This is a genomic window from Acidocella aminolytica 101 = DSM 11237 (assembly GCF_900129125.1).
Taxonomy (GTDB): Bacteria; Pseudomonadota; Alphaproteobacteria; order Acetobacterales; family Acetobacteraceae; genus Acidocella; species Acidocella aminolytica.
Map to the genome: position 1 here is coordinate 1 of NZ_FQVJ01000084.1, position 2,648 is coordinate 2,648.

Annotated in this window: 3 protein-coding genes; 2 read left to right on the top strand and 1 reads right to left on the bottom strand. The window is 57.1% G+C overall.

All coding sequences use genetic code 11. The features are described 5' to 3' along the window. Window positions 1-82: 82 nt before the first annotated feature. A complete protein-coding gene (locus BUB54_RS19615) occupies window positions 83-745 on the bottom strand; it encodes a glycosyltransferase family 2 protein (protein WP_082075826.1) in 663 nt (220 codons plus the stop codon). A gap of 200 nt (window positions 746-945) precedes the next feature. On the opposite strand from BUB54_RS19615, the gene BUB54_RS19620 reads away from it, so the two are divergent. Both BUB54_RS19620 and BUB54_RS19625 read left to right on the top strand, forming a co-directional pair. Continuing rightward, on the top strand, window positions 946-1,896 hold the full coding sequence (locus BUB54_RS19620) for an IS5 family transposase (RefSeq protein WP_073212040.1): 951 nt from the start codon (window positions 946-948) through the stop codon (window positions 1,894-1,896). 189 nt (window positions 1,897-2,085) lie between these two features. Then, on the top strand, window positions 2,086-2,648 hold a 563-nt coding region (locus BUB54_RS19625; protein WP_139285023.1), incomplete at its 3' end, for a transposase.

The window sequence follows — 2,648 nt, forward strand, 5'->3', positions numbered from 1 at the left end:
AACATGACAGCAACCGCACGACCCTTCGACATCCTAGCCTCCCCAAGTTTAAGGTTTAGCCAGAATGTAGACTACTTTCCGATCAGGACACTAGGGCGAAGTTCCATAGTGAGAAGCCAGAGAATTTTGTCTCCCCGGCGGAGCGTGGGGCGCGCGTATAGTCTAGCGTTATGGTGCGGAAGCCCACCCAGGCGAATAGCCCCTTCATGAAGCGCTGACGCTCCGGGAGAGCTTTCAATGCGTCCACAACTGTGCGATCCATAAGCCTAAAGTCGCCGACATTTTCGGGGATCTTAGTCTTCGAAAGCTTGTTGTGGAGGCTATAAAACCAAGATGCTGTCCTGCGTTTTAATATTCCGTCAGAAGAACGATTGACGCGCCGCGCTAGTACCACTTCGGCGCCCATTCGCCAAGCATGCACCATGTCGACGATCAGTTCGGGGGGATCCTGCAGATCTGCGTCTATAGGTATAACTGCTTCACCCTTGGCAGCGTCGATGCCAGCAGTTAGTGCCGCCTCCTTGCCAAAATTCCGCGAAAACTCTAGCACTCGAAAGCGTATATCAGTCTGGGCTAAGGCTACGAGCTTGAGCAGTGTGCTGTCTTTGCTACCATCATCAACGCAAACGATTTCCCAGCGCGAATCCGGTACTGCCTCCAGTACCGGTAGAATGGCATCGGCGAATGGCTGGATCGCCGCAGCTTCGTTATAAAACGGGACGACGAGGGAGAGCGTATTGGTCATTAACGTAATAAAAGGCGATTTCATTGCTATTGGCAAGAGACCGGCGACTTATCACCATAAACCGCGCCAAGGATGGGGACTAATGCCTATTTTTACGACTAGGAGTTTGTCCCTGTAACAGCTAAGGCATCTCTGAATAAATCGCCTTGAAGGGCAATTGCGGCATTCCCTAAACTCTGTTTTTTGCGGTACAGGGGGGCATGCGTCAGTCGAGCTTTGCCGGAGTTGGCTTTGAGCGTTACGGCAAGACGACGCGGCGTGCGGCATTTTTGGCGGAGATGGAGCAGGTCATCCCCTGGGGCGATCTCTACGCGTTGATTGAGCCTGTGTACCCGAAGGCCGGGAAGGGCCGCCGGCCTGTTGGGCTTGAGCGGATGTTGCGCATTCACTTTCTCCAGCACTGGTTCAACCTGTCTGACCCCGCGGTTGAAGAAGCGCTTTACGAAACGGCCTCGATGCGCCGTTTTGTTGGTATTGACCTGGGTCAGGAGCCTGTCCCCGACGAGACGACGGTCTGCAAATTCCGCCACTTGCTGGAGGCGCACGATTTCGGGCGGGTGCTGTTTGAGCAGGTTCATACTCACCTTGAAGCGCGCGGGATCAGGATATCCACGGGCACGATCGTAGACGCGACGATTATTGCGGCACCGTCTTCGACCAAGAATGCGCCCGGCCGGCGCGATCCGGAGATGCACCAGACCCGCAAAGGACAGCAATGGTATTTCGGCATGAAGGCGCATGTGGGCGTGGACAGCAAAACCAAGATCATTCACGCGGTGGTGGCGACGGCGGCGAACGTGCATGACAGCGCGGTTCTGGGCGATCTGCTGCATGGCGAGGAAACCCGCGTCTGGGGCGATCAAGCTTACCGCGGCCAGCGCGACGTCATTCGCGAACATGCGCCGCGCGCCAAGGACTTCACCAACCGGCGCTACCGGCATCGCGGCATGGTGGACGAGGCACAAAAGGCACGAAACCGCACCAAGTCTCGGGTGCGGGCCAAGGTCGAGCACTGTTTCGCGGTGATCAAGGGCGTGTTTGGGTTCACCAAGCTGCGTTATCGAGGGCTGGAGAAGAACGCCCAGCGCTTGTTTGTGGCCTGCTCGTTGGCCAACTTGTTCATGATCCGAAGACGGTTGATGCCCGCCTGATTGGCCAAGCCGCAAAAATGCGGCGGTTCAATGCCCTCAGAAGGAAACATAAAAAAAGGCCGTCAGCCAAAACGTCGCCAATGACGTCCCGCTAAACGAAGAAATGTCCCAGATCCAAAATCAAACCTTATTCAGAGATGCCCTAAATTAGGCTCGACGCGACGCGGTTCTGGATGGTTTTCTGGTTTCATGAGCAAAGTGTTTCGTCCCTGGAAGACTGAAGAGGTTTGGCTGTTTCCGCCTTCGGTAGCGGACTTCGTCCCTGCGGGTCATCCGGCCCATCTGATCCGCGATCTGGTTAGCGACAAGCCTGATCTTTCCGCGATCATGGGAGCCTACACGGAGGTGAAGGGCTATCCGCCTTATCATCCGGCGATGATGGTCGCGCTGCTGCTGTACGTCTATCGCAGCGGTGTTTATTCGTCGCGCCGGATTGCGCTCGGTTGCGAGGAGCGTCTGGATTTCCAGGCGGTGACGGCACTCAACCAGCCGGACTTCCGGACCATCAGCGAATTCCGCCTCCGCCACCTTGCTGCGTTGGCTGGCCTGTTCGTGCAGGTGCTGGCGTTGTGCCGCAAGACGGGCCTGGCTCGGTTGGAGCATGTCGCTGTCGACGGCAGCAAGATCAAAGCCAACGCCTCCAACAAGCACAAGGCGATGAGCTACGCCCGCGTGGTCGAGGCCGAGGCTGAACTCACCCGCGAGGTGGACGCGTGGCTGGTGCGCGCGGCAACCGAGGATGCGGCCGAAGA